Below are 23,358 nucleotides of genomic sequence, written 5' to 3' on the forward strand. Positions count from 1 at the left end.
GAGGTTGCTCCCGTGGAGCGGGGGGATGCGGCGGCGCGGGCGGCCGGTTCGTTCAACGCACAAGGCGGCGAAGGATCTCGCCGCCTGTGCGTCGCGCGCGCCGGAGCGGCCCGCGCCCGATGGATGGGGCGCGGATCAGGCGGCCAACTGCGAGACCTCGACCTTGATCGCGGCCAGCGCTTCGACGATGCGCTCGCAGGCCTTGCCGTCGCCGTAGGGGTTGTGGGCGAAGCTCATCGCTTCGTAGGCCGAGCGGTCCTGCAGCAGGGCGCTGACGCCGTCGGCGATCAGCTGGCGGTCGGTGCCGACCAGCTTGACCGTGCCGGCGGCGACCGCTTCCGGGCGCTCGGTGGTGTCGCGCATCACCAGCACCGGCTTGCCCAGCGAGGGCGCTTCTTCCTGGATGCCGCCGGAGTCGGTGAGGATGATGTGGGCGGCGTTCATCAGGTACACGAACGGCAGGTAGTCCAGCGGCTCGATCAGGTGGATCTGCTTGATGTCGCGCAGCAGGCGGTTGACCGGCTCGCGCACCTGCGGGTTGAGGTGCACCGGATAGACGATGTCCACGTCCGGATGGCGCAGGGCGATATCGCGCAGCGCGTGGCAGATGCGCTCGAAGCCGCCGCCGAAGCTTTCGCGGCGATGGCCGGTGACCAGGATCATGCGCCGCTTCGGGTCGAGGAAGGCGAACTGCTGCGACAACTGCTCGCGCAGCGTATCGGTGCGCTCGATCCGGCTCACCACTTCCTTCAGCGCGTCGATCACGGTGTTGCCGGTGATCGAAATACGGTCGGCGGCGATGCCTTCGGCGCGCAGGTTCTGCATCGACAGATCGGTCGGGGCGAAGTGCATCGCCGCCAGCGCGCCGGTGAGCTTGCGGTTGGCCTCTTCCGGCCACGGCGAGTACAGGTTGCCGGTGCGCAGGCCGGCCTCGACATGGGCCACCGGCACCTGCTGGTAGTAGGCCGCCAGGGTGGTCGCCATGGTGGTCGAGGTGTCGCCGTGGACCAGCACCACGTCCGGCTTCAGCTCGGCGAGCACCTTCTTCATGCCGGTCAGGATGGCGGTGGTGATGTCGGTCAGGTCCTGGCCCGGTTTCATGATCGCCAGGTCGTAGTCGGGCTGGATGTCGAACAGGCTCAGCACCTGATCGAGCATCTGCCGGTGCTGGCCGGTCACGCACACGCGCGCCTCGAAGCGGGGGTCGGCGTTCAGCATCAGCGCCAGCGGCGCCATCTTGATCGCTTCCGGACGGGTGCCGAACACGCATAGGGTCTTGATCTTGCGCGGCGCGGCCACCGCGGCGGCGGCCGGCATCGACGACGGCAGCTTGGTCACCGCGGACGCGTCCTCGGCCAGACCGGTGCGCGCGAGGGCGGGCAAGCCGGCGCCGTCGGGCAGGCTCAGGCCCGGCGCGTGGGCGGCTTCCAGTTCCATCGCGTCGTTCTCCGGACGCCAGTTCGGCAAGCGCGGCTCGAATTTCCAGCCGTGGGTCAGGCCGACGGTGTAGGCGATCAGCAGAGCGGCGAAGATCGCCAGGTTCACGCCCAACGGCAGGTTGCGCAGGCTGTAGCCGATCGCTGCCAGCGTTGTCGCGGTCACCACCAGGATCGCCAACGCGATGCGCGGCGAGCAGCCGCTGTCGAGCAGCATGTAGTGCAAGTGCTGGCGATCGGGCTTGAACGGCGACAGACCCTTGCGCATGCGCCGGTACATCACCGCCAGTGTGTCCAGCACCGGCAAGGCCACGCACCACAGCGCGTCGGCCGCGTCCAGGCGCGCGCCGCCGCGCTGGCTCAGGTAGACCAGGCTCCAGGCGAGCAGGTAGCCGATCGCCATGCTGCCGGCGTCGCCCATGAAGATCTTGTGCCCGCGCCACAGGCCGAGATTGGCGAACAGGTAGGGCACGATCGCCGCGAACAGCACCGGCAACAGCGGCAGCGAGATCGCCGAAGGCGCGATGCCGTCGGCGAACAACATGATGGCGACGATCGAAGTCAGGGTCAGGCTGCCGGCGAGCCCATCGATGCCGTCGAGCATGTTGAAGGCGTTGATCAGGCCGACCACGCCGATCACGGTCAGCGGCAGGCCGAGCAGGCCGAGCGAGATCGGGCCGGTGCCGAACAGGTTGCCGAGGTCGTTCAAGTACAGGCCGCTGCCGGTCATCATCAGCACGCACGCGCCGGTCTGCACCAGCAGACGCGCGCGAACGCTGAGATCCTTGGAGTCGTCGATCGCGCCGACGATGACGATCAGCGCAGTGCTGCCGAGGAGCGACAGCGTGAAACGGTCGGCGAGACCGAGGAAGGCCGCGCCGCACAGCAGGCCGGCGAAAATCGCCAGCCCGCCGATCAGCGGGATGTCGCCTTGGTGCCGCTTGCGTTGCCCAGGGCGGTCGACCAGGCCGAAGTTCTTGGCCAGGGGGCGCATCGCGTATATGGCGATGCCTGTGATGCACAGCGCCAGCGCGCAGGCGATCGCGATCTTGGTGTCCAGCATGACGTGAGGTCCGGGGAATAAGTCTTCGTTAGACAAAGCCAACGATCGCCGCCCCCCGCGGTCGATCATCCATCCTGTGTACTGAGTTTTCTTGGAGTTGTGGTGGTGCCGCAGCCGGACGCAGCGGCGAAGCCGCGTCGGGCGAAGTGATGCCGGGTTGTCGCTGCAGTGGTTAGGGGTGAGTGAAGTGGCGCGTCCGTCCGCCGAGGGTTCGATGCGCTACGTGGTGCTTGTGGTGTTGCTTTGTGCCCGATCTTTATGACATCTCGTCGGTCTGCGTCCGCGTCGCGCTCCCCCTACGAGTGCGCGCGGACTGCTGTTTGGTGCGAATAGACTGCCATTCGTCGCGCGATCAATACTGTGAAACCGTAAGGCTTTTTGTTGAGCAGTCGCGGTGACGGGGTCGATTCGTGCGCGAATTTGATTTGTGTCAGCTGCGATTCATGCGAGAGATTACGGTTGCGGTCGTCTATCAAGTTGCGTCTGCGATCCATGGCGCGAAATAACGTCGGCGTTACGCCGCAATGTGCGATCCGACGACGACCTATCGCGTTTACGCATTGCATAAGTCGTCTTATGCGATTTCGCTATCCGCAAATGAATCCGCAAAAATGCCCTGTTTTCGTGGGGCTTTTCTTCACTCGGGCGCACGGAGGAGGGGCGTTGCCACGATTTTCGTTTTGCATCCGTTCATGGTGGCCTGTCGATTTTGCGAGCAGCTTCGCGAAGCCGGGTGAGCGAGCGTGCACGATGCGCGAGCGGCGGTGGTGCGTCGCTTAGACGAATCATGGATGGGCGATGCGTTCGAGCGCGGCTGCGGCGCGCTCGAACGCGGCGTCGATCATTTTTCGATCGGCGCGTACTCGTAGCCGTAGGCGTGATAAGCGCCGTGCCGGCGTTCGACCGCATTGAGGATCGAGCCCTTGAGTTCGATGCCGTTCTGCTCGAAGCGCTGCTTGGCCACTGCGATGTCCTTGACGGTGTTGAACCCGAAGCGCGCGACCAGCAGGTTGGTGCCGGTGTGGCGGCCGACGATGGCCGCGTCGGTGACCGCCAGGATCGGCGGCGTATCGACGATCACCAGATCGTAGCGCTGCGACACGCTGCTCAGCAGCGCGGCGAAGTTCGGGTGCATCAGCAGCTCGGACGGGTTCGGCGGAACCTGGCCGCGTGCGATGAAGTGCAGACCGTCGACCGACGAGGCGTGCACCGCCTTGTTGAAGTCGATGCGCCCGGTCAGCAGGTCGGACAGCCCTTCCTGTCCGTTCAGGCCCATCACCCGGTGCAGAGTGCCGCGGCGCAGGTCGGCGTCGATCAGCAGCACGCGCTGGCCGCCTTGCGCGATCACCGTGGCCAGGTTGGTCGAGACGAACGTCTTGCCGGCGTTCGGACTGGCGCCGCAGATCATCAGGACGTTGTTCTTGGCTTCCAGGCGCGCGAAGTGCAGGCCGGTGCGCAGCGCGCGGATCGCTTCGATCGCCAGATCGCCCGGCGCGTCCACCGCCAGCAGTCGCGCCCGGCCGGACTTCGACGGCGTACGCGACTTCTTGTCGACGCTTTCGTGGTCGCGTTGGTAGGAACTCAGCGGAACCGAGGCGTACACCGGCAGGCCGAGCTGCTCGATTTCCTTGGCGTCCTCGATGCCGCGGTTGAGCAATTGGCGCAACAAGATCCAGGCCACCGCCAGGGCGCCGCCGAGGAACGTGGCGATGGCGACGATCATCAGCCGCTTGGGCTTCACCGGCTGGCTGACGTCGACCACGGCGCGGTCGACGATGCGCGCGTTGCCGACCGTGCCGGCACGGGCGATATCGAGCTGCTGAGCCTGATTGAGCAGATTGGTGTAGGTCTGGGTGCCGACCTGGACGTCGCGGGTCAGGCGCAGCAGTTCCTGCTGGGTCTCCGGCAAGCCCTCGATGCGCTTGCTCATCTCGTTCTTGCGCCCTTCCAGTTCGCCCAGCTGCGCCATCAGCGCGCGATAGGCCGGGTGCGCCGGAGTGTAGCGGCGGCTGACTTCGGCCTGCTGCATCTTCAGCTGCGAGATGCTGGTGTCCAGCGAGACGATCTGGTCCAAGTAGGACTTGGTCTCCAGGCTGATGTCGACCGAATGCGATTGCGACTGGTAGGCGTTGAGCGCCTGTTCGGATTTCTCCAGCTCGCGGCGCACGTTCGGCAGTTGTTCCTTGACGAACACCAGCCGGTTGGCGGCTTCGGCGGAATTGCGTTCGACGTTCTGGCGAGTGTATTGACGGGTGATCGCGTCCAGCGTCGCGGTGGCCTTGGCCGGATCGCCGAGCTCGTAGCTGAGCTGGATGATGCCGGAGTCCTTGGCTTTCTCGCCGGCGGTGAGGTTGCGCTGCAGGGCGTTGATGATCGCCAGCGTCTGCAGCTTGACCACCTCGAAGCGCATGCCCGGATTGGCCGTCAGCTCCTTGACCGTAAGCTTGACGCCGCGGCCGCTGGCCTCTTCGCCGACCTTGCCGTTGAGCAGCAGGCCGCCGTCTTCGTCGTAGAGGCGGTACGCGCCGGCATTGTCGGCGATCAGCTCCAGCTCGGTGCCGACCAGCGCTTCGGGCACCGACAGCTTGAACACGTCCAGACGCTCGCCGCCCCAGCCGTAGCCGTCGAGACCGAACCAGGGTTCGGCGACCGAGCCGGGCGCGGCCGGTTCGTAGCGGCGCGAGATCACGCCGCCGATCAACGGAAACTGCTTGGGCTCGACCTGCACGTCCAAGCGCAGGTCGTCGACCGCCTTGCCGAGCACGGTGCGCGAGGTCAGCAGGGCGATTTCGGTCACCGCCTGCGGCGCCGAATCGGTCAGCACCTGCGAGACCGCGTCCAGGCCCGGCAGGGTCGGCGTATTCGGCTCGACCTGGATCATCGCGTTGGCCTGGTAGACCGGCGGCGCGAGCAGGGCGTAAGCGGTGCCGAGGGCGAAGCCGGCCGCGGTCACGCCGACGATCAGCCACTTGTGGTCGATCAGCGTACCGAGCAGCGCGGCCAGGTCGATTTCTTCGTTGCCGTCCCGTTGAGCGTCGAGGGCGGCGGAACTGGTCGGCATGGGGTGAGGGCCTTAAAAGTTGGAGTCCTACGTCATAAGTAGGGCACCCAGCTACTCACCCCTGAGTTGATCAGCTGGTAGGCCCGTTCGAACGCGCTGCGCGACTGGCGGTAGGGGTCCGGAATGCCGGCGTCGTCCAACCACTTGCCCAGCAGAAACGTTTTCCCCCGCGCATGCGGCGCAAGCGCCAGCACGCCGTCGAGGTGTTTACGTTCCATCGTAAGGATCAGGTCGGCGGCGTCGACGATCTCGCGATCGAGCTGCCGCGCCTTGTGCGGCGTGCCGTCCAGGCCATGCTCTTGGAGCAGCGCCTGGGCGGTGGCGTCGATCGGATAGCCGCGCAATGCCGCCAGCCCGGCCGATTCGACGACGATGTCCTTGCCTTGCATTCGATGCCGCAGCAGCACTTCGGCGGTGGGGCTCCGGCAGATGTTGCCGATGCAGACCATCAATACCCGTTTGAACACGCGCGTTACGTCTCACCGTTGAACTACGACGCGCGGACGCGCCGACAGCGTTTGCTTGATGGCGCGAACGGACCCGAAAGGCCGTTCGACCGACAGTGAACCGAACAGCGACGCATGCCGACACGCGGGGGCCGCGATGCTGCGGTGCATCGAATTACGACGGTGCGGAATGTACGAGCCGCCTCCGGCAGGGTCAACCGCCATCGCCGGCGCGACCGTCGAGACGTGACGCCTGTCACCAGCGAACCTTCGCCGAGCGCGCAATGGCGAACGCGACTTCGCGCGTGGCCGATCCCCGCGGCTGCGGCGTTTCGGGCCATCGCAGCGCGCCGCGGCCATGCAGGTGAACGAAAACCGAACGGCCTTCGCCGCGACGCATCGCGGCGCGACGGCGTCATCGTCGCGTCATGCGCTGTCGGCGCCCGCAATCGCCGCTGAATGAAGGCTCGCGGCGAGGATTCATAACTGTGATGCGATGCTCTTACCGAAGCCGCCGCATCCCGCCGCAGCCGCCGTCGCTGGCTATACTGCGCCCAGGGGCTAACTCGCGCGATCCGTTCGCACGCAACATCAGGAGTCATGTCCCGCCATCAAGATGCGTCCCCGACCGCCGTCCAACGCGCCGACCGATCGGGTTTCCGCCAAGGCTGCGCCAGTTCCGGCTCAGCGCTCCACTTTCGACGTCCGCTCTTCGCTGCCCAGGCGGCGCTTGGCGGGTTTTCGCGCTCGGCTCCGGTTGTCGCACCGCAAGGAAGGCGGTGCGGCCGGCGTCGCAGCGTGCGTTTGCGGCTCACCACGGCAAGACCACGACCTAGAGACAGATTCGTTCATGAGAAAGCTTTCAGTTGGCATGGCGCTGTTGGCCGCCATCGGACTCAACGGCTGCATGTGGGCGCCGGGCCAGCACATGAGCCCGAATCAGCTGCTGCGCGGCGATGCCCTGCAGGCCGACGAGGTCGAGTTGTTGCCGATCAACGCCCAGTTGGTCGCCAGCGAGCGCGCCGCGGTGGACACCGCGGCGGTGCCGGCGGAGCTGTTGGACTACCAGCCCGAGGCCTACCGCATCGGCGCCGGCGACACCTTGTACATCACCATCTGGGATCACCCGGAGCTGACTTCGCCGGCCGGCAACCAACAGCAGCCGGCCGCCAACGGCCGCCTGGTGCGCCCCGACGGCACCTTGTTCTACCCCTATGTCGGCGTGATCCAGGCGCGCGGCAAGACCATCGAGGAACTGCGCTCGCTGATCACCCAGCGCATCGCCGCGGTGGTCGAATCGCCGCAGGTCGACGTCACCGTGATCGACTACGGCAGCCAGCAGGTGACCCTGCAGGGCGCGTTCGTGAAGACCGAGCGCCAGCGCATCACCGCCACGCCGCTGACCCTGGCCCAGGCGATCGGCGCGGCGACCATCGACCCGATCCGCGCCGACCTGTCCGGGTTGGTGTTGACCCGCAACGGCCACCAGTACCCGCTCGACCTGGACGCGCTCAACCGCAGTTCGGTCGCGCCTGACATCTACCTCAAGGCCGGCGACCACATCTATCTGCCGTACAACGACCGCAAAGAAGTCTATGTGGTCGGCGAAGTGGTGCGCCCGGCGGCGATCGGCTTCAAGACCACCGACATGAGCCTGAGCCAGGTGCTCGGCCGTGCCGGCGGGCTCAACCCGCTGACCGCCAACGGCAATGCGGTGTACGTGATTCGCGGCGGCAATCAGGATCTGCGCGAGCAGCCGGCCAAGATCTATCACCTTGCGGCCAAGTCGCCGGCGACCTTCGCCCTGGCCAGCCAGTTCTCGGTCAAGCCCGGCGACGTGGTGTTCGTCGGCCCGGCCGGAGTCACGCGCTGGAACCGCTTCGTCAACCAGTTGCTGCCGTTCTCCAACATCCTGAACAACTCGGCCAATACCCAGGATCTGCTGGAGCGCTAAGTCGCCCCGCCTTCCGACTGGATCTTTTCCCCTTTGGAAGGGGCGGGGGGGATGGGTTCTTGCTTGTATGCATGATGACGAGCCCTTCTCCCGCTTGCGGGAGAGGGGGGGGAGGGCCCGGCAGCATCGAAGCACTCGCTTCGCGCCTGCGGCGCGACCCTCGCCCCGGGCCTCTCCCGGCAGCGGGAGAAGAGGGCGTAGCGATACATGACGCTGAGGCCTGTTTCGGCTACCGCTGCTGCCGAAGCGTCGCTACCCGTGCCCCCATCCCGCCGCGTGACCGAGGTCGTAGCCCGCATGTGCCCGGGGCGCGGAACGCATGCGCAGGGGGCGCGCGACGTGCCCGCCCGCACGAACGCAATGTGCCGATGTGGTCGCTCGCGATGTGCGCATTCGATGACTCCCGGCTGAAAGCGGACAAGCCGCCGCCGCGCACGCGGCCTACAATGCGGCTTGCACTCCGTCGTCGTAATACCGTCCATGATGCTGCGTAGCCATCGCCTGTCCTTGCGCCCCGTGCTCGCCTCCGATGCCGACGCCCTGCAGGCCGTATTCGGCGATCCGCAGGCGATGCGCTACAGCCGCATCGGCGCGCAGCCGGCGCCGTACGCAGCGAACTGGATCTCGCATCTGACCCACGAACGCGGGCTCGGCACCTGGGCGCTGGTCGAACGCGCCGGCGAACAGGTCATCGGCTATGCCAGCCTGACGGCGGTACGTCCCGGCGACGGCGGCCGCGAGGCCGAACTGATGCTGCGCCTGGCCCCGTCGTGGTGGCGGCGCGGCTATGGCCGCGAGGCCGCACAGGCCTTGCTCGATCATGGCTTCGGCAGCCTGGGCCTGCGCCGCATCGTCGCCTCGATCGACCCCGATCACGAGGCCGCCGACGCTTGGCTGCGCCAGCTCGGCCTGCAACCCGCCGGCGAACTGATGCTCGCCGGCGACCCGCGCCCGGAGCGGTTGTACGCGATCGAACGCGGCTAGGCCGCGCCCGTCCCGACCGGCAAAGGCCGGCGCGAAGCATCGCAGGCGCCGTCCGCTTATTGCACCCGCACCGCCAGATCGCGTCCGGCCGTGGCGACGTTGCCGCTGTAGTCGCGCGCGGTGATGCGCAGCAGGTAGTCGCCGGCCGGCAGTTCGCTCGGCGAGTACGAACCCGCGGTCAGGCGGCCGTCGCGCACGGTGTTGCTGACCATGTAGCGGAAACGGGTGATCGCGCTGCCGTGCACGGTGATGCCGCTGTCGGGCGCATAGGCCACCTTGACCGCGTCGTCGGCGGCCGGCATGCGGTCGAACTGGATGTTCATGCGCGGGCTTTCGTAGCCGGGCAGCGGCTGGCCGGCCGCGGTCAACCATTGATAGCCCAGCGCGTACAGGCCGAGCCGGCGCCGTGGCAGGTTGCGGTCGACCTGGTCCCAGGCCTCGACCACGATGTGCACGCCGGGCAGGGCGCGCGACAGCAGCAGGCGGCCGTCCTGGCGTTCGGCCAGCGGTTGCTCCGATGCATCGAGCAACTGGATGCGCTCGATCCGCGGCGGGTAGCGGTCGGCATAGTTGACGAATCCGAGCAGGGCGGCGTTGCGTTCGTAGCCGAACGGCCCGTAGGCCAGGTGCACGTGCGCCATCGGATTGATCGTGCCGAGCGCATCGCCGGCGGCGAAGCGGGCGCCGCGGCGCACGCGCACGCGCGGCTTGGCCCCGGCATCGTCGGTCAAGGCCTGGAAGCGCTGTGGATCCAGCGACTGGCCTTGCGCGGTGCGGCCGACGCGCATGTGGATGTAGCTCAGCGCATCCAGCATCAGGCCTTCGCCGAGTCCGCCATAGCCCCAGGCCGCGGCCGGGTTGCCGACCTTGGCGTCGGCGATCGCCAGCACCTGCTGGCCGATATCGCCGCGGATGTCGAGGCCGCCGTGCAGGTGATGGCGGCTCTCGCCGTGGCCGTCGCCGCGCACTTCGCCGAGCGTGCCGACCACTTCGTGCCAGCCGTCCTGCGGCCGCAGCGGCCAGCGACCGGCGGTGGCGGGCAAGGGATTGTCCAGCGACGGGCCGATTTCCAAGGGCAGCGCCGAAGCCGGCGTCGAGGCAGTGGCGATGCGGTGCACGCGATAGCTGGCGGCATCGTTGACGTAGAGGCCGCCGGCGCCGTCCAGCGCCAGGCCCGAAGGACGCGGCAGGCGTTGCGCCTGTTCGCGCCCGCTGATCGGCTGCCATTGCCCGCTGGGCTTGAATTGCAGCACTCGGCCCCAGGTCATTTCGCCGACGTAGAGCAGGCCGTCGTGGGTCAGCGCCAGGCTGATCGGGCGATGCGGTGCGCCGGTGTCGCTGTCCGGGCCGGTGCCGGGCAGGGTGCTGACCGTGCCTTGCGCATCGATGCGGCGGATCGCGTCGTTGCGGGTGTCGGCGACCCACACCGTGCCGTGGCGATCGACCGCGAGCGCGGTCGGGGTGTCGAAGCGCGCCAGCGCGCCGGCGCCGTCGGCGAAACCCGGATGGGCGCCGCCGGCGACGGTGGCGACGCTGCCGTCGCGGCCGATCACGCGGATGCGGTCGTTATAGGTGTCGGCCACGAAGATGCGGCCGTCGGCGGCGACTGCGACGCCGACCGGGCCGTCGAACTGAGCCTGTGCGCCGGGGCCGTCGCGGTAGCCCGCGATGCCGGTGCCGGCGACCGTGCTGACCACGCCCTGCGGGCTGATGCGGCGGATCGCATGATTGCCGGTGTCGGCCACGTAGAGATTGCCGGAGCGGTCGAAGGCCAGGCCGGAGGGGGTGTGGAACTTCGCCGCCGCGCCGCTGCCGTCGGCGAAGCCCTCGGTGCCGCCGGCGAAGCTGACGACCTGGCCGTCCGGCGCGATCCGGCGGATGCGGTTGTTGTCGCCGCCGTCGGCGATGTACAAGCTGCCGTCGCCGGCGCGCGCCAAGCCATAAGGATCGGCGAAACGCGCCTGCGCCGCGGCGCCGTCGCGCAGTCCGGCGATGCCGTCGCCGGCGATCGACTGCAACTGCCCCTGCCAGCCGAATGGCGTCGGCGCCGGGCCGCGCGGCGCGGCAGGCGCCGATTCGCGTCCCTGCCACTCGTAGACATAGGTTGCGGCCAGGGCCGCCGCGGTCAGGCCGATCGCCAGCCACAGCCAATGGGTTCGGGTCATGCGCATCCTCGTTGCGCGCGCCGTCCGGGCCGGCGGCGCCTTCGCGAATCGGCCGATTCTAGAACGCGGCGCGGGGTCCGTGTCCTGCTTTCCGCCCTTCCTGTAGGAGCGGCGTGAGCCGCGACCACCGAAGCGATGCACTGCCACGCGAGCCGCCGAAGCGATGAAGGCCCACATCGCGCGCGGAGTCGGGCGTCGGCAGACGCGCTTGCGCGCACCGCTGCGACTGTTGCCACTGACGCCGCTGCTACAAGGGCCGGTTTACAGCCAGATCTGCGCCAGGGTCCGCGCGACCTCGGCATGCACCTGATCGCGGCCGGCCGCGTCGATCTTGCCGGCGCCGGTCAGGTAACAGGTCAGCAGCACCGGCTTGCGCGGCGCGGCCGGCCAGATCGCGGCGAGGTCGTTGGCCGTCGTGTTCGCGGTGCCGGTCTTGTCGCCGACCTTGAGCCCGGCCGGCAACCCCGCGCGCAGGCGCTTGTCGCCGGTCTTGTTGGCCACCAGCCATGCGGTCAGCCGTTCGCGCGAGGCCGGCTTGAGCGCGTCGCCCAGCACCAGCGTGCGCAAGCTGTCGAGCATGGCATCGGGCGAGGTGGTGTCGCGCTCATCGCCGGGCCCCACTACGTTCAGCTCGGGCTCGATCCGGTCCAGGCGCGTGACCGGGTCGCCGATGCTGCGCAGGAAACGGGTCAGCCCGGCCGGGCCGCCGATCAGCGGCAGCAACAGATTGGCCGCCGCGTTGTCGCTGAGGGTCATGGTCGCCTCGCACAAGGTCGCGACACTGGCGCCGACACCGACTAGCGGCTCGGTCGTCGGCGAGTGGGCGATGATGTCGCTCTTGGCGATCGGCAGCGTGCGCTGCAAGTCCAGCTTGCCGCGGTCGACCTCGCGCAGCACGGCGGCGGCGAGCAGGAACTTGAAGGTGCTGCACATCGGGAAGCGCTCGCCGCCGCGCCAGCCCAGGCGCTGGCCGTTGCCGGTGTCCAGTGCGGCCACGCCCAGCCGGCCGCCGCTGTCGCGTTCCAGCCGGGTCAGCTGCGCGGTCCAGTGCGCGCCGATCTCTTTCGCCGGCGAACGCGCCAGCAGGGCGAAACTGGAGCCGCCGAAACCGGCGGCGAGCAATACGGCGCTGCTGCGTTGCAAAAAATCGCGTCGATGCATGGAAGTCTCTCCTCGGGGAGCGGCGATTATCGAAACCGCCGCGCGATCACCGCAAACGACGATTTCTAAGGGCTGCCGAAAGATTTTCTTGCGGCGCCCGCTGCCGTCGCGTGAGGACGCCGCCTTCCTTGTCGGAGCGGCGTGAGCGGCGACCGAGCGCAGCGATGAAATACCACGCCGACTGCCGAAGCGAGCATCGATGGATAAGGCCCGCGCATCCGGGGTTGGGCCAATACGCTCGCGTACATCGCTACGCTCGGTCGTCGCTCACGCCGCTCCTACAGGGGAGGCATCGCGCTGCGCCAGGCGCGCTTCGTGCGCCTTGCCCCAGGCCGACATCGCCGCGACCGCCTCGTTCAACCCGACGCCGTACTCGGTCACCGAGTACACGACCTTCTGCACTACGCCCGGAAAGACCTCGCGCCGGATCAGCCCGTCGGCTTCCATCTCGCGCAACTGCTCGGTCAACACTTTCTCGCTGATCCCCGGCAGCGAGCGGCGCAGTTCGCCGAAGCGGTGCGGCGCCAGGTTCACTTCCCACAGGATCATCGTCTTCCACTTGCCGCCGATCACATTGAGCGCGGTGGCCAGGCCGCAACCGTCGCCGGGCAGGCGTTTCATCGCGCGGGCTCCTTACGTGCAGGTAAGCGCTTACCGGAAAGTGGCTAATTTACAGGGCCGGGCGCCGGCGGGCACGCTGTGCGGCGCGCGGCGATCCGCCGCGGACGCAGCCAGGAGCAGGACGTGAAGCCCCATACCGCGATCGACGCCGATGCCGCACCTGCGGGCCGCCACTGCGATTCGGGAAATGCGCGAAAGGCCGCGGCTACCGATGTCGGCACTGCCCGAGGCGCAAGCCTGGAAAACACCGCATCCGCTGCGGCCCGGGCCGCCGAATCGACCGCAGTCGCCGAAGCGGCAGGGCCCGTACGCGTCGCCGGCTGCGCCTGCGGCGAGCTGAGCGCGACCGTCTACGGCGAGCCGCTCAGCGTTTACGCCTGCGCCTGCCTGGAATGCCAGCGCGCCACCGGCTCGGCGTTCTCCTATCGCGCCCGTTACGCCAAGGACCGCATCGTCGTCGAAGGCGAACCGCGCCGCTGGCGCCGCAGCAGCGACGCCGGCCGCTGGGTCGAGCATTGCTTCTGCGGCCGATGCGGCGGTCTGCTCTACATGGAAGCCGAAGCGCTGCCCGAGGCCGTGGTGATCTCCGTCGGCGCTTTCGCCGACCCCGATTTCGCCGCTCCCGGAGCGCTGCATCGGAGCGCGCGCCGCCACCGCTGGTACGACCCCGGCTGCCGTTTGCCGTAAAAACCGATGCCTCTGCAGGAGCGGCGTAAGCCGCGACAACCGGCGCGGCGGAATACCTCGCCGAGCGCCGAAACGAGATCGATGGACGGGACTGGCGGATCGCCGCTGCGACCAAGGCGCAGGCCTACACCGTTGCGTTGTCGCGGCTTACGCCGCTCCTACCAAAGCGGCCCTGCCGCGTTGCGCAGCGGCGCGTCTTCCCTCTCTGCCTTCACGCCAAACTACGCAAATTCGCCTGCCACCCCAGCACCATGCCCTCTGGCCGATGGACCCGCCCCGGGCGGCTGGCTAGTATCGGCCCGACCACCCGAGGGCCTCCCCATGAAGTTGCCGATCGCCACACCGTTGGCGGTGCTCTGCGCCGCCGTCCTGTCGATGCCCGCTTTCGCCGCCAAGCCGGCCAAGGCGCCCAAGCCGCCGAAGGCGCCGACCTTCGACACCAAGCGCCTGTCCGAGGAAGTGAAGGTGCTGTCCTCCGACGAGTTCGAAGGCCGCGGCCCCGCCACCGCCGGCGAGACCAAGACCATCGACTACGTCGTCGCCCAACTCAAGGCGGCCGGCGTGCAGCCCGGCGGCGACCTCAAGGACGGCAAGCGCCTGTGGACCCAGGCCGTGCCGCTGCTGCGCTCCAACATCGAGGGCTCGCCCAAGCTGACCGTGACGGTGAAGAAGAAGTCGCGCGCGCTGACCCAGGGCAACGAAATCGCCGTGCGCGCCGCGCTCAACGGCGCCGACAACGTCGCCTTCAAGAACGCGCCGCTGGTGTTCGCCGGTTATGGCGTCAGCGCGCCGGAGCGCGACTGGGACGACTTCAAGGGCGTCGACCTCAAGGGCAAGATCGCGGTCGTGCTGATCAACGACCCGGATTTCGACACCGGCGAAGGCGACTTCGGCGGCAAGGCCATGACCTACTACGGCCGCTGGACCTACAAGTACGAGGAGGCCGCGCGCCGCGGCGCGCTCGGCCTGCTGATCGTGCACGAGACCGAGCCGGCCTCCTACGGCTGGGCCACGGTCAAGAACTCCAACACCAACACCATGTTCGACGTGGTCCGCGACCAGCCCGGCAAGGCCCATCCGACCATGGAAGGCTGGATCCAGCGCGACCTGGCGGTGAGCCTGTTCAAGAGCGCCGGCCTGGACTTCGAAAAACTCAAGCAGCAGGCCTGGACCCGCGAGTTCAAGCCGGTGACGCTGAAGGGCGTGACCCTGTCGGCCAACTACGCGGTCAAGAGCGAAGTCATCACTTCGCAGAACATCGTCGGCCGCATCGACGGCAGCAAGAAGCCCGACGAGACCGTCATCTACAGCGCCCACTGGGACCACCTGGGCGTCGGCGCGCCCGACGCCAAGGGCGACACCATCTACAACGGCGCGGTCGACAACGCCACCGGCACCGCCGCCCTGATCGAGATGGGCCGCGCCTTCGCCAAGGGCAAGAAACCGCAGCGCTCGGTGGTGTTCCTGGCCGTGACCGCGGAAGAGAAAGGCCTGCTCGGCTCGGAGTACTACGCCTCCAAGCCGCTGTACCCGCTGGCCAAGACCGTCGCGGTGATCAACACCGACGCGCTCGACCCGACCGGCCCGGCGCGCGACTTCACCACCTCCGGCAGCGCCAAGCAGGAACTGCTGGACGAGCTGATCGCCACCGCCCAGCGCTGGGGCCTCACGTACGTCACCGACCCCAAGCCCGAGGCCGGCCACTTCTTCCGCTCCGACCACTTCCCCTTCGCCAAGCGCGGCGTGCCGGCGGTGTCGTTCGGCTCGGGCGAGGACAAGGTCGACGGCGGCGTCGAAGCCGGCAAGGCCGAGAGCGACGCCTACGTCAAGGACCGCTACCACCAGCCCGCCGACCAATGGGAAGCCAGCTGGAGCTTCACCGGCATGGCCCGCGACCTGCAGATCCTCTACACCCTCGGCAACGACCTGGCCAACTCGCGCCGCTGGCCGAACTGGGCCCAGGACTCGGAGTTCCGCGGGGCGCGGGATGAGACGGCGGGGGAGCGGGCGGGGAAGTAACCGGCTAAGCCAATCGGCATCCGCCGGCGCTCGATCGAGGCCGCGGGGAGCTTGGCTCCCCGCGGCTTTTCAATGTCCGGACTCGCTAGGAAATTCTTGCCACGGACATGTACTGCTCTTAGTTGAACTCATCGGCTCACGTCGGTCGGCACCTTATGTCCCGTACTCGGGTGAGCGATTTCGCGCAAGCTGTTATCCATAGCGCAACTGAAAGTACGCCTTGCAGCCTCACCGCGCTTAAGGCAGCCTCACCACAGCCCCATACGGCATGGAGTGATGTGTGAAACGGAGCCGATTCGCCTGGCCGCTATGGCTGACGCTGGGCCTGGGCGCGTTGTCCGCCTGCGCCCAGCCATCAGGACGCGAACCCAAGGACCAGGAGCCCGCCATGGCCGCGAACGACCCGGGCGTTGCCGCTTCGGTGGAGGCCGTCGAGGCGGCCGAACGCATTCACCAGGCACAGATGCGTGCCAATCCCAAGCCGCCGGTCAAGAAGATCCCGCGACGAAATGCGGTTGCTCCTGCCGTTTCGGTTGAACAGTTGCGCACCAAGCTGTTGCGTCTGGTATCCAGCTTGCACGCCCCGTTGGATACCGAAGCCGCTCACGTAGGCAGTGTGTTTAATATCGACTTCGTTCCCGAGTTGTTGGCTATCCGCGAAGGCGATGCCGTAGGCGAACTCCGTGATCTGGGGTCGTACTGGGTGAGCGTGATCGGCCTGTATAAGGGAGCGCCGGGAAAGAGCGTGGAAGTTACGTTCGGCCCGAAGCGGGTGCCGGGGCAGCGATCTACGCGCTGCACGTTCGATTTCAAGCCTTTCGCCGACGAACTGGCAGCGATGGGCTATAGCATGGGAAAGAGCGGCGTCAGGCATCTGGAGCGTTGGGGCTTCGTTCGTCCTTCGACCTCTGCCGGAACATCGATCTATGTCGGCGTGCACCTTTATCGTGTCGACGACGGCAGCGAAGAGGGGCGGGCATGTGTTTCGAGCGTAGATGTAAATGTTGATCGGAGCCAGGGATGAGCGATGTTCCTCCTAGGGTTCAGGGTCTAATCGAGGCAATGCAGAAACGGCCAGGCGTGAGCCGGGCCGATATCGACAAGGTCGAGGCCGCTATCGTCAATTCTCCGTATCTGGCGATCATGCTCGACCGAGCGGCGGCGAGCGGCAGGTTGGCCGGTATCGGCGTGAGCGACAAACCAAACCAGGCTGGAAGCTACGACCACCGCAGTCGATCCATTCTGCTGTCGCCCAGCACCCTGAATGATCCTGCATATACGCCGCTTCAACAGGGCGATCTGTTGACGGCGACCTTGGGTCACGAGTCCTCGCACGCCATACGGTCCGTGGTGGCGTTGCAGGCGCTCGATAGGTTCGCTCAAACCGTCCAGCTTCGCCTTCAGGAGTCGACCGGGAACGAGTCCCACATCGATCTGACATCCGCTGCGAAAGAGTATCTGAACGAGGTTCGGTACAACGAGGCTTTGGCGGAACAAACAGGCCTCAATGCGCTGGCCAGCAGGATTCGGGTTGAGAATGATCTCTCGTTCGATCCGAATGAATTCGCGAAACGTGCTGTCATGGTCAGCTCTTGCGCGACGCGCGAAACCGCTGAGCGGGCCGTGCTGGCCTCGGGCATCCGGCTCAACGCGGCCGGCTATCAGGATGCGAAAGACCCGACCGCTGTCGAGGCCATTGCGCGGTGCTACCACGATGCTGCCGATTCGTTGGGTCGGCACGGCGAGTCCGGCTATCGGAACTACAACGGCGTCGATGTGATTCGGGTGATCGCCGAACGTTGGCATGCCGAGGACGCTTACGCCCGCGCCAACGGCAAATCCGCCGCCGATGTCCGCTTGAACATGGCCGAGTTGGAGCTGGACATCGGCAAGATCGAACGCAATGGCCTGGACCTGGACGGGCGCTCGTTCGGATTCACCGACACCAGTCACGGCAGGCTGCAACTGGCGACGGCGCATCACACCGCGCTTGGCGAGGGGCCGGATGCGCTGCGTGCGCTGGCGGGCGAGGCCGAGGCCAAGAACGCCGTTCTGCCCGCCCAGCGAGCGTTCGCTGCTCCGGAGCCGCCCGAACTGGGCACGATCTTTTCCGCCCTGCGCGCCGATGGGCGCTGGGACGAAACGCAAAGCCGCAACATCGCCGCGGCTTTGCTGGTGGAGCACAAGGCCGATCCGCTCAGTCAACGGCTGGACCGGGTCACCGTCGGCCGGCCCAGCGCCGCCGGCGAGACCTATGTGTTCGCCGAGTATTTGCCGCATGGCGACCGCGAACCCCGGTTCGCGACCCGCGTGGAAGCTTCGCAGGCGGCGCAGGTTCCGGCAGAACGAAGCCTGGCCCAGGTGGAGCAGCTCGGTTTGCAGCAAGCGCAACAGCACGAGCGCTCGCAGGAATTGGACGCGCCGGCCCAGGGCGTGCCTAGGATGTCGCTCCAGCATTGAGGCCAGGCCGCGCCCGCATGCCTTTCAACGCCGAACGCACCGAAACCGCCGAAACCCTGCTGTGCCAGCCCGAGCGCTTCCCCAGCCTGCCCAAGCGCGACCGTTACTGCCGCCGGCTGTTGCTGTGGCGGTTCCCGGCGTTCGTTCCTTACTCGTCCTGGGCCCTGTTCGTCGAGCGCGAGGCCTGCTGGGTGCGGCGCCTGGAGCACGACCGCACGCGCGGGTTGGCGCTGGACGCCGCCGGCCCGGACCTCTACGGCGCCGAGGCCCGGATCGATCCGGCCGAAGCCGCCGAACTGTTGGCGCGCTTCACCGCCCTGTCGGTGCCGATGTTCCTGCCGACCCGGCGTTTCGGCCTCGACGGCGTTCGCTACGGCGTCGCCTTCGGCGACGGCTGGTGCGGTACCGAGGCGACTTGGTGGTCCGATCCGGGCGAGGCCTGGCGCCCGCTGGCGGAAGCCTATGAGCGCACGGTCGAGCGGCTGGAGGCCGTGCTGCCGACCAGCACCCTGCGCCGGTCCGTGGAGTAAGGACTCTGGCGGACGCAGAGCCGGCGCGCCATCGGGGCGGGCGCGACCGGAGCCGGCGTGTTGGCTGGATGCAGCGGGCCGCCGACAATGGCGGCCCGCTTTTTCTCGGCCGCCCCATGGACTCCTTCGCTCTCATGCGCTCGTTCCGACGCATCGTCGAACTCGGCGGGCTGGCCAAGGCGGCGGACGACCTGGGCGTGTCGGCGGCGGGCTTGAGCAAGCAGTTGCGCGCGCTGGAGTCGCACCTGGGCGCGGTGTTGATCCAGCGCACCACGCGGCGGATGGGCTTGACCGAGGTCGGCGAGGCCTACTACCGCGAGTGCGTGCGGTTGCTGGACGAACTGGATGCGCTGGAGGCTTCGGTGCGCGGGCAGTCGCAGCAGGTGAGCGGGCGCTTGCGGGTCAATGCGCCGCTGTCGTTCGCGCTCAGCGTGCTGTCGCCGTTGCTGGCGCGGTTCCTGCAGCGTTATCCGCAGTTGCAGTTGGACCTGGTGCTGGAAGACCGCTTGCTGGACGCGGTCGCCGAGGGCTTCGACGTGTCGATCCGGTTGCGCGCGCAGTTGCCGGATTCCTCGCTGATCGCGCGCCGGCTGGGGCAGGCCTGCCAGATGCTGTGCGCGTCGCCGTCGTACCTGGCCGCACACGGCGTGCCGGCCGATGCCGGGGCCTTGTCCGCGCATGCCGTGCTGCACTACAGCCTGGCCGAGCCGCCGGGCGTGTGGCCGCTGGAAGGACCGCAGGGGCCGGTGGTGGTGCAGGGCCTGCCGCGCGCGGCGGTCGGCAACAGCCTGGTGCTGCGCGACCTGCTCGAGGCCGGGCTGGGCATCGGCGCGCTGCCGTCGTTCCTGGCCCGGCCGTCGATGGCGGCGGGCAGGCTGGTGCAAGTGTTGCCGGATCATCGCTTCGCGCCGAGGCAGGTGTATGCGGTGTACCCGACCGCGCGCCATCTGCAGCCCAAGGTGCGGGCACTGGTCGAGTTCCTGGCCGCGGAACTGCCGCCGTTGCTGGAACCGCCGCCGGCCGATTGCTGAGCGCGGGCGAAAACTGTCGCAACCCGGGCGCGCTGTTTCGTCGCAGGGACGAGGCTCATCCTGACGTCGTTCCGGCGCTGCGGTTCGCGGCGCCGGCCCCCACGTCAGCGCCGCCCACGAGGCCGGCGCGTTTCAGGAGCCGAAATGAAACTGCGTACCCTTCTGCCGACCCTGGGCCTGCTGGCCCTGGGCGTCGCCGCTTCCGTCCAGGCCGCCGACCGCGTCGGCACCAGCCCCTGGGGCCCGAACGACGAGATCGGCCGGCTCAACCTCATCACCTCGCAATCGCGCGCGGCGATCCTGTCGCGGGTGCAGGGCGAGCGGGCCTACGACCTGGCCACCGATTACTACATCGGCATGCCGAGCTGGCAGGCCGCGGGCGACCCGCACTACCAGTTCTGGATGACCCACACCCCGCGCGGCACCATCGCCGACGACCCGATGGGCGTCGGCCGCGAGATGAACCACAAGGTCAGCTACACCGGTGCGGCGTTCTCGATGTACAGCCATAGCGGCACTCACATCGACGCGCTCAACCACTTCGGCCTGGACGGCAAGATCTGGAACGGTTTCAGCGCCGACGAGCACCTCGGCGACCGCGGCTGGAAGAAGACCGGCATCGAGAAGTTCCCGCCGCTGATCGCGCGCGGCGTGCTGATCGACGTGGCCGCGGCGCAAGGCCTGCCGATGCTGCCGGAGAACTACCGCATCACCCGGCAGGATCTGCGCAATGCGCTGGCCAAGCAGAAGCTGCGCCTGCAGCGCGGCGACGTGGTGCTGATCCGCACCGGACGCATGCAGCGCTTCGGCGACGCCGCCGGCTACATGGCCAACCCGCCCGGCCTGGGACTGGACGCGGCGAAGTTCCTGGTCGAAGAGGGCGGGGCGATGATCGTCGGCGCCGACAACCTGAGCCTGGAGACCTTCCCCTCGGAAGTGGCCGGCGACTACATCCCGGTGCATACCTACCTGCTGGCCCAGCACGGCGTGCCGATCATCGAACTGGTCGCGCTGGAGGAACTGTCGCGCGACAAGGTCTACGAGTTCGCCTTCATCGGCGGGCCGCTGAAAATTCGCGGCGGCGACGCCGCGCCGCTGCGGCCGATCGCGTTGCCGGTGCGCTGAGCGCGGCGAGTGCGGAGCGTGCGCTCAGTGCGCGCGCTCCGCCTCGTGCAACAGCAAAGCGAGCCGGTCCAGCCCTTCGGCGGTGCCGCGGATGCGCGCCTCGCGGTCGTGGTAGCCGTCGAGGAAGGCGACCTGCTCGGTGAAGCGCAGGCGCGTGCCGGCGCCGCCGGGCTCGAACTCGACCGTGGCCAGCGACACCGACAGGCGCTGTTCGCCGACCTGCATGTGATAGCCGTAGATGATCCGGCGGTCCGGCACGATGTCGAAGAATCGGGCCTGGAACAGGTGTTCGACGCCGTCCGGGCGGCGCACCCGGTTGAGCTCGTGGCCGCCCGGGCGGAAGTCGAGTTCGTAGCCGGTGTTGACCATGCCGTCGTGGCAGACGAACCAGCGCCGCTTGGCTTCGGGGGTGGTCCAGGCGCGGAACACGCGCGCGGGCGTCGCCGGCAGTTCGCGTTCGATGACGAACTCGGTGTGGACGGTGGTCGCAGCGGTCACGGCATGTCCTCGTCGGCGGTATCGAGCAGGTAGCGTTCCAGGGCGTCGAAGTGCGCGTTCCAGCGCGCCTTGCGTTCGCCGACCCAGGCCTCGGCGCGGGCCAGCGCATCCGGAGCGAGGCGGTAGGTGCGCACGCGCCCGTCCTTCTGCGACAACACGATGCCGCCGGATTCCAGCACGGCCAGATGCTTGACCACCGAGGGCAGGGCCATCGCCAGCGGCCTGGCCAGCTCCGACACCGACGCCGGGCCTTCGCTGAGCCGATCGATCATGCGCCGGCGGCTGTCGTCGGCCAGGGCATGGAACAGCCGATCCAATTGCTGCGCGTCCCGGCTGCGGTTCATGCCGGCGCGTCCTCGCGCAGGAACCGCGCCGGCATCGCCTCGCGGTAGGGGAACATATCGAAGTAAGGCCGCGCCTCGGCCAGCACGCGGCGCACCGAGGGCCGCGCCAGCAGGCGTTCGAAATAAGCGTGCAGGCGCGGGTGCCCGGCGGGGAACGGTTCGACGACGCCGGCGTAGAACAGCGCCGGCGTCGCCGCGCAATCGGCCAGGCCGAACTCGTCGCCGCAGATCCATTCGTGCTGCGCCTGGCGTTCGATCATCGCGTAGGCGGTGGCGAGGGTGGCGCGCGCTTCGGCGACCCCGCGCGGATCGCGCTCGTGTTCGCCGCGCAGGCGGTCGAGCACGATCTTCTGCATCGGCGCATGCACGTACAGATCGAAGAAGCGGTCCCACAGGCGCACGTCGAGCGCGCGCTCGGGGTCGGCCGGCAGCAGCGGCCGCGGGCCTGGGTAATGGCGTTCCAGGTACTCGACGATGATGCTGGTCTCCGGCACCGTGCGGGCGCGCGCTTCGTCGCGCAGCAGCGGCATCTTGCCGACCGGCCACAGCGCGAGGAAATCGGCCTTGGCGCCGGGGTCGGCGAGGTCGAGCAGGTGGTTCTCGAACGGCGTGCCGTGTTCGTACAGCGCGATCAGCACCTTGTGGCAGAACGAGGCCAGGGGATGGGCGTGCAGGTGCAGGGACATGGCGTGGGTGGCCCTATGGTTTCCTGTTTGGCTAAGTGTTGGCTCAAGCCGGCGGTCGGTGCAAGAATAGTTTCCGGGTTGGCTTAGTTTTCCGACAGGCGGTCAGAGGGCGGGCGTCGGTCGGCCCACGGGTGCGACGTCTGTGGTGGCGGCGATCGCGACGGGCGCGTTGCCGTTGGGCCCATTGGAAACCAGGCGGCGACCGCGCAGCGGGCGCCGGGAATTCGAGCTTTTGCGGTAGCTGCGGGGCTTAAGCGCAAAGGCAACGACGAATTCCCCCTGGTTCGCTTTCGAAGGGGGAATGCCTCGGTGGACGATGGACGAAGGCCGGCGATCAGCCCGCCGCGCGGCCCCGCTGCGCCATCGCCCGCGACCCGGCCAGGATCATCCGCACCATCGTGCTCATCTCTTCGATGAGTTCGCGGTCCTTTTCCGGCGTCATGTCCATCGCGGTGGCGCCCATCGCGAAGACCAGGCGGGTGATCGAGCGCGCGACCAGAGCCGGTTCGTGCAGGGTCACGCCGTCGTGGGCGGCCAGGCGGATCAGGTCGACGCGCAGTTCCTCTTCGAAGAACGACAGTTCGCGGTCGACCGCGCGCTTGAACGCGTCCGAGCCGACCGTGCCTTCGCGCAGCAGTACGTGCAGCAGTTTGTCGTCGGCGCGCAATTGCTCCATGAACGCCTCGATCGAACTGCGCACGGCGCTGCGGCGGGTCGCGACGCGCTGGCGCGCCTCGCCGACGATCTTGCGCAGCGACTGGCCGGCCAGGTCGATCAACGCCACCGCCAGTTCGTCGGTGTCGCGGAACTGGCGGTAGAAACTGTTCGGGGCGATGCCGGCTTCGCGCGCGACCTCGCGCAGGCTCAGGCTGGACACGCTGCGATGCGGGCCGATCAGCTTGAGCGCAGCGGCGATCAGGTCCTCGCGCGAAATGGTCGCCTTGCGGCCCGGGTGCGAATCGACGTCGATGTCGGTAGGAAAGCGTTGGCTCACGGGCGGCGGGCTGGCGGGCGCAGGGTCGGCAGCCGACATGATACTCCCTATGCTGAATTGCTATACACGTGTGCATATATATGTGCAGATATG

At 68.1% G+C, this 23,358-nt stretch carries 19 protein-coding genes; 9 read left to right on the forward strand and 10 right to left on the reverse strand.

Going from position 1 to position 23,358, the window contains the following annotated elements:
• Nucleotides 1-135: 135 nt before the first annotated feature.
• The 3 genes from wecB to V2J18_RS03615 all read right to left on the reverse strand — a co-directional run bounded on the left by wecB (nucleotide 136) and on the right by V2J18_RS03615 (nucleotide 6,027).
• Nucleotides 136-2,499 carry a non-hydrolyzing UDP-N-acetylglucosamine 2-epimerase gene (gene wecB, locus V2J18_RS03605; protein WP_336131001.1) on the reverse strand — a complete coding sequence of 788 codons (2,364 nt, stop codon included), beginning with the start codon at nucleotides 2,497-2,499 and terminating at the stop codon, nucleotides 136-138.
• 841 nt (nucleotides 2,500-3,340) lie between these two features.
• Nucleotides 3,341-5,560 carry a polysaccharide biosynthesis tyrosine autokinase gene (locus V2J18_RS03610; protein WP_064747681.1) on the reverse strand — a complete coding sequence of 740 codons (2,220 nt, stop codon included), beginning with the start codon at nucleotides 5,558-5,560 and terminating at the stop codon, nucleotides 3,341-3,343.
• 32 nt (nucleotides 5,561-5,592) lie between these two features.
• Nucleotides 5,593-6,027, reverse strand: a complete 435-nt coding sequence (locus V2J18_RS03615) for a low molecular weight protein-tyrosine-phosphatase (protein ID WP_064747680.1) — start codon at nucleotides 6,025-6,027, stop codon at nucleotides 5,593-5,595.
• An 829-nt stretch (nucleotides 6,028-6,856) separates the two neighbouring features.
• Here V2J18_RS03615 and V2J18_RS03620 point away from each other — a divergent pair.
• Together V2J18_RS03620 and V2J18_RS03625 are read left to right on the forward strand one after the other, a co-directional pair.
• Nucleotides 6,857-7,960, forward strand: a complete 1,104-nt coding sequence (locus V2J18_RS03620) for a polysaccharide biosynthesis/export family protein (protein ID WP_336131003.1) — start codon at nucleotides 6,857-6,859, stop codon at nucleotides 7,958-7,960.
• 480 nt (nucleotides 7,961-8,440) lie between these two features.
• Entirely contained in the window at nucleotides 8,441-8,944 is a 504-nt protein-coding gene (locus tag V2J18_RS03625; RefSeq protein WP_336131004.1) for a GNAT family N-acetyltransferase, read from the forward strand.
• 56 nt (nucleotides 8,945-9,000) lie between these two features.
• On the opposite strand, the gene V2J18_RS03630 is transcribed toward V2J18_RS03625, so the two are convergent.
• The 3 genes from V2J18_RS03630 to V2J18_RS03640 all read right to left on the reverse strand — a co-directional run bounded on the left by V2J18_RS03630 (nucleotide 9,001) and on the right by V2J18_RS03640 (nucleotide 12,891).
• The gene (locus tag V2J18_RS03630) at nucleotides 9,001-11,109 is read right to left on the reverse strand and encodes an NHL repeat-containing protein (RefSeq protein WP_336131005.1); all 2,109 of its coding nucleotides are present in this window, start codon (nucleotides 11,107-11,109) and stop codon (nucleotides 9,001-9,003) included.
• Between the two features lie 261 nt (nucleotides 11,110-11,370).
• Nucleotides 11,371-12,270 (reverse strand): class A beta-lactamase, encoded by a 900-nt coding sequence (gene bla / locus V2J18_RS03635; protein ID WP_336131006.1) that lies wholly within the window; start codon nucleotides 12,268-12,270, stop codon nucleotides 11,371-11,373.
• 267 nt (nucleotides 12,271-12,537) lie between these two features.
• A complete protein-coding gene (locus tag V2J18_RS03640) occupies nucleotides 12,538-12,891 on the reverse strand; it encodes a winged helix-turn-helix transcriptional regulator (protein WP_336131007.1) in 354 nt (117 codons plus the stop codon).
• 123 nt (nucleotides 12,892-13,014) lie between these two features.
• Here V2J18_RS03640 and V2J18_RS03645 point away from each other — a divergent pair, with 123 nt between their 5' ends.
• The 7 genes from V2J18_RS03645 (at nucleotide 13,015) to V2J18_RS03675 (ending at nucleotide 20,743) form a co-directional block, all read left to right on the forward strand.
• Nucleotides 13,015-13,578 carry a GFA family protein gene (locus V2J18_RS03645; protein ID WP_336131008.1) on the forward strand — a complete coding sequence of 188 codons (564 nt, stop codon included), beginning with the start codon at nucleotides 13,015-13,017 and terminating at the stop codon, nucleotides 13,576-13,578.
• A gap of 375 nt (nucleotides 13,579-13,953) precedes the next feature.
• The gene (locus tag V2J18_RS03650; protein ID WP_336133051.1) at nucleotides 13,954-15,597 is read left to right on the forward strand and encodes a M28 family metallopeptidase; all 1,644 of its coding nucleotides are present in this window, start codon (nucleotides 13,954-13,956) and stop codon (nucleotides 15,595-15,597) included.
• A gap of 388 nt (nucleotides 15,598-15,985) precedes the next feature.
• Nucleotides 15,986-16,621, forward strand: a complete 636-nt coding sequence (locus V2J18_RS03655; protein WP_141233440.1) for a hypothetical protein — start codon at nucleotides 15,986-15,988, stop codon at nucleotides 16,619-16,621.
• Between the two features lie 56 nt (nucleotides 16,622-16,677).
• Nucleotides 16,678-18,057 carry a hypothetical protein gene (locus V2J18_RS03660; RefSeq protein WP_336131010.1) on the forward strand — a complete coding sequence of 460 codons (1,380 nt, stop codon included), beginning with the start codon at nucleotides 16,678-16,680 and terminating at the stop codon, nucleotides 18,055-18,057.
• 17 nt (nucleotides 18,058-18,074) lie between these two features.
• The gene (locus V2J18_RS03665) at nucleotides 18,075-18,587 is read left to right on the forward strand and encodes a hypothetical protein (RefSeq protein ID WP_336131011.1); all 513 of its coding nucleotides are present in this window, start codon (nucleotides 18,075-18,077) and stop codon (nucleotides 18,585-18,587) included.
• Between the two features lie 116 nt (nucleotides 18,588-18,703).
• Nucleotides 18,704-19,618, forward strand: a complete 915-nt coding sequence (locus V2J18_RS03670; RefSeq protein ID WP_064747705.1) for a LysR family transcriptional regulator — start codon at nucleotides 18,704-18,706, stop codon at nucleotides 19,616-19,618.
• Nucleotides 19,619-19,762: 144 nt separating this feature from the next.
• Complete coding sequence (locus V2J18_RS03675; protein WP_064747671.1) at nucleotides 19,763-20,743, forward strand: cyclase family protein; 981 nt, start codon at nucleotides 19,763-19,765, stop codon at nucleotides 20,741-20,743.
• Between the two features lie 24 nt (nucleotides 20,744-20,767).
• Here V2J18_RS03675 and V2J18_RS03680 read toward each other — a convergent pair whose 3' ends face one another.
• The 4 genes from V2J18_RS03680 to fabR form a co-directional block, all read right to left on the reverse strand.
• Nucleotides 20,768-21,241 (reverse strand): SRPBCC family protein, encoded by a 474-nt coding sequence (locus V2J18_RS03680; RefSeq protein ID WP_336131015.1) that lies wholly within the window; start codon nucleotides 21,239-21,241, stop codon nucleotides 20,768-20,770.
• Nucleotides 21,238-21,585, reverse strand: coding sequence for an ArsR/SmtB family transcription factor (locus tag V2J18_RS03685; RefSeq protein WP_336131016.1), 348 nt, complete (start codon nucleotides 21,583-21,585; stop codon nucleotides 21,238-21,240). Before V2J18_RS03685 ends, V2J18_RS03680 begins: the two co-directional genes overlap by 4 nt.
• Nucleotides 21,582-22,271, reverse strand: coding sequence for a glutathione S-transferase family protein (locus V2J18_RS03690; RefSeq protein ID WP_336131018.1), 690 nt, complete (start codon nucleotides 22,269-22,271; stop codon nucleotides 21,582-21,584). The genes V2J18_RS03685 and V2J18_RS03690 overlap by 4 nt, the downstream gene beginning before the upstream one ends.
• Nucleotides 22,272-22,605: 334 nt before the next feature.
• The gene (gene fabR, locus V2J18_RS03695) at nucleotides 22,606-23,304 is read right to left on the reverse strand and encodes an HTH-type transcriptional repressor FabR (RefSeq protein ID WP_064747667.1); all 699 of its coding nucleotides are present in this window, start codon (nucleotides 23,302-23,304) and stop codon (nucleotides 22,606-22,608) included.
• Between the last annotated feature and the right edge of the window lie 54 nt (nucleotides 23,305-23,358).

The organism is Lysobacter firmicutimachus (assembly GCF_037027445.1).
Lineage (GTDB): Bacteria > Pseudomonadota > Gammaproteobacteria > Xanthomonadales > Xanthomonadaceae > Lysobacter > Lysobacter firmicutimachus.